The organism is Romboutsia sp. (assembly GCF_051659545.1).
GTDB lineage: Bacteria > Bacillota > Clostridia > Peptostreptococcales > Peptostreptococcaceae > JBOFOR01.
Map to the genome: position 1 here is coordinate 41,522 of NZ_JBOFOR010000139.1, position 6,973 is coordinate 48,494.

Annotated in this window: 5 protein-coding genes; all 5 read left to right on the top strand. The window is 30.3% G+C overall.

All coding sequences use genetic code 11. From position 1 onward, the window contains the following. The first annotated feature begins 16 nt into the window (after window positions 1-16). Complete coding sequence (locus tag ACRC03_RS08045) at window positions 17-1,645, top strand: amidohydrolase (RefSeq protein ID WP_438652046.1); 1,629 nt, start codon at window positions 17-19, stop codon at window positions 1,643-1,645. 94 nt (window positions 1,646-1,739) lie between these two features. After that, window positions 1,740-3,095, top strand: coding sequence for a hypothetical protein (locus tag ACRC03_RS08050; protein ID WP_438652047.1), 1,356 nt, complete (start codon window positions 1,740-1,742; stop codon window positions 3,093-3,095). Window positions 3,096-3,352: 257 nt separating this feature from the next. Beyond that, on the top strand, window positions 3,353-5,362 hold the full coding sequence (locus tag ACRC03_RS08055) for a YgiQ family radical SAM protein (RefSeq protein ID WP_438652048.1): 2,010 nt from the start codon (window positions 3,353-3,355) through the stop codon (window positions 5,360-5,362). A 178-nt stretch (window positions 5,363-5,540) separates the two neighbouring features. Beyond that, window positions 5,541-6,125: a TetR/AcrR family transcriptional regulator gene (locus tag ACRC03_RS08060; RefSeq protein ID WP_438652049.1), complete on the top strand. Its 585-nt coding sequence runs from the start codon at window positions 5,541-5,543 to the stop codon at window positions 6,123-6,125. A 19-nt stretch (window positions 6,126-6,144) separates the two neighbouring features. Beyond that, window positions 6,145-6,903: an alpha/beta fold hydrolase gene (locus ACRC03_RS08065; RefSeq protein WP_438652050.1), complete on the top strand. Its 759-nt coding sequence runs from the start codon at window positions 6,145-6,147 to the stop codon at window positions 6,901-6,903. Window positions 6,904-6,973: the final 70 nt, after the last annotated feature.

The window sequence follows — 6,973 nt, forward strand, 5'->3', positions numbered from 1 at the left end:
ATAGGGGTGCGTAGATATGAATAAAAAAATTTATTTCAATGGAAACATAATAACAGTAGATAACAATGAAACTGTTGCTCAAGCTATATTAGTTGAAGATAGTACAATAAAAGCTGTAGGGACTAATGACGAAATATTTGCATTAGGTTCAGAAGCAATAAAAGTAGATCTTGAAGGAAAAACTATGCTTCCAGGATTTATAGATCCTCATGGTCACGTAGTTGCAACTGCACAAACATTAATGATAGTAACATTAGGTGATGTAACATCGAAGGAAGAATTAGTTGATAGATTGAAGAATGAGTTTGAAGTAAACCCGCCACAAGGTGATAAATGGTTAATAGGATTTGGATATGACAACACTAAGTTTGAAGATGGACAACATCCTACAAAGTTTGATTTAGATTCTGTTAGTACAGAAGTACCTATAACTGTATCACATGCATCAGGTCACTTAGCGTGTGTTAACTCAAAAGCTTTAGAGTTATACGGATATTGTGGTGAAAATTATGAAGTTCCAGTAGGTGGAGTTGTTAGAACTGTATCTCCTGAATCTAATGAGCCAAATGGTGTATTAGAAGAAAATGCTATATTAGATAGTGAAAAGAAAAAAGTAGTAATATCTCCAGGGTTTGAAGATGTATTAAAAGCTGTTGAGAGAGTTCAAAAAGTATATGCTGCATTAGGAGTTACTACTACTCAAGATGCATCTGTTGAAGAAGCTAATGGATACAAATATATATTAGATACATGTGCTCAAACAGACAAATTGATAATAGACATAGTAGGTCTTGTTGCTCAACCATCAACAATGAACTTAATGAAAAATGAAGGAACTCCAAAGAGAGAATACAACAACCATTATAAATTAGCTGGAGCTAAGACTTGGTTAGATGGTTCTCCACAAGGATTTACGGCTTGGTTAAGTAAGCCATATCATGTAGTACCAGAAGGTCAACCAGCTGATTACTGTGGATATGGTACTCAAACAGATGAAGTTGTTACAGAGTACTATGTAAATTGTATAAACAACAACTTACAAGTTCATACTCACGTAAATGGAGATGAGGCTTGTGCTCAATTCTTAAGATGCTACAAAAAAGCATTAGAAATAACAGGAAGCAAAGCTGACTTAAGACCAGTTATGGTTCACTGTCAAGCATTAAGACAAGATCAATTAGATGATGTTATAGCTGTTGGAGCTATACCTACATTCTTCTGTGACCATGTTAGATTCTGGGGAGATTTACACCATGATCAAGTATTTGGACCAGAAAGAGCTCAAAATATATCTCCAATAGGGTGGGCCTTAGAAAAAGGTATAAAGTTCACTTTACACCAAGATCCACCAGTAAAAATGCCTAACCAAATATTAGCTATACACACAGCAGTTAACAGAACTACTGAGTCAGGTAGAATTTTAGGTGAGAATCAAAGAATACCAGTTATGGAAGCAATAAAAGCTGTAACTATAAATGGTGCATACCAATACTTTGAAGAAGATATGAAAGGAAGCATAGAACCAGGTAAATATGCAGACTTAGTAATATTAGATAAAAACCCACTTGAAATACCAAGTGAAGAGTTAGAAACAATACAAGTTTTAGAAACTATAAAAGAAGGTAATACGATATTTGTAAAATAATAGGTATTAATATTATAATACTTCATAAAATGCGTTGGCTAGAAATAGTCAGCGCATAATTTATGTTATCAAGTAAAAGAGAGGGATAGAGAACATGAAATTTATAATATTAGAGATAGAAACATTTATTAGAAGTGCCTCAAATATATTATGGATGGTATTTATTCCATTTTTAATTTTAGTTGGGATTTATGTTAGTGTACACGTTATATTTAATATAAGAAAATATACAACACAAGAAATGAAACTGAATGTTAAATATGTCATACCACAAGCATCTGTAACGTTGGGGGCAATGGTTGGAACTGGAACTATAATAGGTTTTTTAGGAGCATTTAGCAGACTTTCTGGTATTGGCCAGATTTATGTTGAATCAGTTGCCATATGGGCTTTGATTGGTTCGATAATATTAGTACCAATATCTTATTGTGAAACCTTAATTGCTAAAGTAGTAAATTTATCACCTAAAGACTATATAGAAAAGTTTTTTTCAAAGGGAGCATCAAAACTTTATGTGGTTTCTTTGATTTTATTGTATGTATTTTCAATAGGAGGGGTTCAATTTACAGCTATAGACGGAATAATGATTACAGCTATGGATAGAATTGCAAATATTGAGTTAAGTGTTTATGAGAGATACTTGTATATTGCAATTCCAGTAATATTACTAGTTATAGCTATTATTTATAATAAAAAAGAAAAAGTATTTATAAAATCAATGATAGGTATGATATTAGTAGCTATGTTTGTTTATATTGTATTTTTTGGAATGTTTATATCAAAAACAAACCACTACATACCAATATTTATTGATAGGATGATTATAGGCTTTAAAAATCCTACATCATTACTATTCGGTATTCCCCTAGGTCTAGTATTTGGTATGCAGAGAGTAATACAAATAGCAGAGCCAGGACTAGGAACATTAGCAATGGCAGCTATAAAAACAGATTCTAGCCCGAGAGCTGCTGGCTTTATATCGTTAATATTAACTGCAACTTTAGTTGTAGTGTCTATTATAGTAACCTCATATGTGGCATCATATGGAATGTATGAAGGTATAATAAGTTTTTCTGCTAAAGGGGTATATAAACTAGTTTCATATTTTAATACTGTAATAATGGTTACAGGTAATTTTGGATTTATAATATTCTTTATATTCATAGTTTTATCTAGTTTAACTACATTATTAGGTGGATACTTTGTTTTAAATAATATTCTTGAAGAAAATAAACATAGAAATAATAGTATATACATAGTACTTTTAGCTATGGGATCGTTAATAGGTATATTTAATTTTGATATGATATTTAATATATTAGATATTTTACTTTTGATTTCTATTGGATTAAATATTAGCGCACTAGCTATGTTTGTTGAGTTTGAATGGAGTAAGTACAGAATAAAAGATTACACATACAAAAAAAGCTCTAATAAAAGAGCATCATAATACAAAGTATGACTTTTTTATAAAAATATAAAAAATCGCCTCGCTTGAGTGATCTGTCGGCGAAACACTTCATATCTCCAACGGCTCTGCGCGTTGCTAAAAATATTTTTTATACTTTTAATTATTTTTAAAATAATAATTAAAAGTATCGTGTTTTAGTGATATAATTAGACATTAGATGTAAAACTAATAAATAAGTTTCGGTAATAGATAATTAGGATATAATAAATTTAATGATAAAATAAGCAGGTGATAAAATGGAAAATAAATTTTTACCAATAAATAAACAAGATATGATTGACAGAGGTTGGAATGAATGTGACTTTATAATAGTTACAGGAGATGCTTATGTTGACCACCACAGTTTTGGAACAGCGATAATATCGAGAGTATTAGAAAGTGCAGGGTACAAAATAGGTATAATAGCACAACCAAACTGGAAGACTACAGACGATTTTATGAAATTAGGAAGACCAAGACTCGGTTTCTTAGTTAACGGTGGTAACATGGACTCTATGGTAAATCACTACTCAGTAAGCAAAAAACACAGAGATAAAGATATGTATTCTCCAGGCGGAAAAATGGGATACAGACCAGATAGAGCAACTATTGTTTACTGTAACAAAATAAGAGAAGCATACAAAAATATTCCTATAGTAATAGGTGGAATAGAAGCGAGTTTAAGAAGATTTGGTCACTACGATTACTGGAGTGATAAAGTAAGAAAATCTATGTTAATAGATAGTGGAGCTGATTTATTAGTTTATGGAATGAGTGAAAAGCAAATAGTTGAAGTTGCTAATGCACTAAACGATGGATTTGACCCTAAGTATATTAGACACATAAATGGAACTTGCTATACAGTAGATAGTTTAGATGAAATATACGAAAGTTATGTAGAAATACCATCATACAAAGAAATTTGTGATGACAAAGTAAAATACTGTAAAGCCTTCAAGGTTCAATATGATGAACAAGATCCATTTAGAGGTAGAGCTATAGTACAAAGACATGGAGACAAATACCTTGTACAAAATAAACCAGAAACACCATTAGCTAGAAAAGAGTTAGATTTAGTTTATAATCTACCTTACCAAAAAACTTACCATCCAGTATACCAAAAAGATGGTGGAATACCAGCTATAGAGGAAGTTAAGTTTAGTATAGTAAGTTCAAGAGGATGCTTTGGAAGTTGTTCTTTCTGTGCAATAACATTCCATCAAGGTAGAGCAGTACAAAGTAGAAGTCAAAACTCTATAATAGAAGAAGCTGAGTATATAACAACTTTACCAGACTTTAAAGGATATATACATGATGTAGGTGGACCTACTGCAAACTTTAGAGCGCCAGCTTGTAAAAAACAAGTAACAGAAGGATTAGGAGCTTGTAAGAAAAAGCAATGCTTACATCCAGAACCATGTAAAAGCTTAAATGTAGACCATAGTGAGTACTTACAACTATTAAGAAAACTAAGAAAACTTCCTAATATAAAGAAAGTATTTGTTCGTTCAGGACTTAGATACGATTATATAATGGCAGATAAAGACAATAAGTTCCTTAGAGAATTAATAGAGCATCATGTAAGTGGTCAATTAAAAGTTGCTCCAGAGCATATTGCAGAAGAAGTGCTAGAACACATGCAAAAACCAGCTGGAAACACTTATGATAAGTTTAGACAAAAATTCTTTGATATAAATAAACAATTAGGAAAAGAGCAATATCTAATTCCTTATTTAATGTCATCTCATCCAGGGTCAACATTAAATAGTGCAATAGAGTTAGCAGAGTACCTAAGAGATACAAATTATCAACCAGAGCAAGTGCAGGATTTCTATCCAACGCCAGGAACATTATCTACAACTATGTTCTACACAGGATTAGATCCATTAACAATGAATCCTGTATATGTACCTAAGTCTAAGCATGAAAAGGCAATGCAAAGAGCATTGCTTCAGTACAAAGCTTATAGAAACTATGATTTAGTTCATGCAGCATTAGAAGAAGCTGGTAGAGAAGACTTAATAGGACTGTCACATAGATGTTTAATTAAGCCTAGAGATTTAAAATCTTATACTAATAGAGCAAGCTCTGGCAAGAAAAAGAACAATAATAACAATAATAGCCAAAGAGGAAATGACTCAAAAGGCAATTATTCAAAAGATAAAAAAGGAAACGATGGAAATGATGGAAATAGCAAGAATGATAGAGGAAGCTCTAAGCCAAGAAACAATAAAAATGCTAAGCCAATAAAAAAGAAAAGAAGATAATTAATATAATATACAAAACAAGGGACTGCATGGCAGTCCCTTTTATAATTCACCTTAAAAATTTACATTAACTTAACAAAAATATTACTTATTAGTAAACAAGTTTTGCTATACTTAAGAAGTTGAATAAAATGAATAAAAAATAAAAGTATTCATATAACAATAAAGAGGTGAGAAAATGCCAAAAATCTATTGTGACGAAAAACGTGAAGAAATTAAAAATAAACTAATGGACACAGGATTAGAGTTAATTAAACAATATGGAATGAAAAAAATGAGTATTGAATCAATTACAAAACAAATTGGTATTGCCCAGGGAACATTTTATAGTTTTTATAAATCTAAAGAAATATTAATTTATCATATTTCAATACGATATCAAGAAAAGAAAAATTTACAAATAAATGAATTAATAAAAATAAAAGGACATTTAGACAGAAGTGATATTAAAGAATTTTATCACGGTATGATTTTAAAAGATGGAGATAATGTATACCGTTATTTAAGTAGCGAAGAAGTTCAAACTTTCATTACAAGGCTTCCAAAAGACTATTTACTTAAGATGAGCAATGTAAAAGATGAGATGAAAAAAAAATTAACTTACTTAAAAAATAAGAAAGAAGATTGTGATTTAGATGCAGTTATAAATTGGATACAAATTATGAACTTAGCAGTAGAAAATAAAAATCTTTTAGTAGAAAGTAAATTTGAAAAAGTAATTAACCAAATGCTTGAAAATATGTTAAATGAAATTTTCAATTAATAATTAGGGGGATAGAATAATGAGATTTTATGAATTTGGGGATAAGAGTTTGCCTAATATTATGCTAGTTCATGGAGCAGGATGGTCATATTGGATGTTTTTAAGACAGGCAAAAATACTAGAAAGTAAGTATCATGTAATTTTACCTGTATTAGATGGACATGGAGAAGAAAGTGATATTTTATATTCTTCAACTGAAAAAAATGCTGATAAAATAATAGAATATATCGATAAAAATTGTGCTGGAAAAGTATTTGCAATTAGTGGGGTATCTCTAGGGGGACAAATGGTAGTGGAAATATTATCTAAAAGAAATCATATTGCAGATAAAGCAATTATAGAAAGTGGGTTATGTATTCCCTCTCCATCAATTTATAAGTTTGGTAACTTAGTAACCTCATTGGTAGGAGGACTTATGTTTTCAAAATCATTTACTAAAGTTTCATTAAAATTGCTTCCTAAAGAGTGGAGATTTCCAGAGGATATGAAAAAACTTTATTTGAGAGATATTCCAACAATGAAAAAAGAAAATTTAAAAAAGATACTTTCAACTTATTTTAAATATTCGCTAAAAGAAGAGTTAAAGGGATGTACTGCAGATACAATTTATTGGTATGGTAGTAAAGAAATGAAGTGCATTAAGAAATCAGGTCAGTTATTTGAGTCCTATGTAAAACGATGCAAAGTAATTGAATTAGAAAAATATGCTCATGCACAAATTAGCACGTATCATCCTGATGAATGGGCTAAAAGGGCAGAAGAATTCTTTGTTCAATAATATTAAGATATTATTATTACTAAATTATTTAAATATCTATTGAAAGGCTAGTTAAAACTAGCCTTTTTTT

What these genes read in the sequence shown, in the direction of transcription:
- ACRC03_RS08045 (WP_438652046.1), top strand. Translation starts at nt 17, where the DNA reads ATGAATAAAAAAATTTATTTCAATGGAAACATAATAACAGTAGATAAC.
- ACRC03_RS08050 (WP_438652047.1), top strand. Translation starts at nt 1,740, where the DNA reads ATGAAATTTATAATATTAGAGATAGAAACATTTATTAGAAGTGCCTCA.
- ACRC03_RS08055 (WP_438652048.1), top strand. Translation starts at nt 3,353, where the DNA reads ATGGAAAATAAATTTTTACCAATAAATAAACAAGATATGATTGACAGA.
- ACRC03_RS08060 (WP_438652049.1), top strand. Translation starts at nt 5,541, where the DNA reads ATGCCAAAAATCTATTGTGACGAAAAACGTGAAGAAATTAAAAATAAA.
- ACRC03_RS08065 (WP_438652050.1), top strand. Translation starts at nt 6,145, where the DNA reads ATGAGATTTTATGAATTTGGGGATAAGAGTTTGCCTAATATTATGCTA.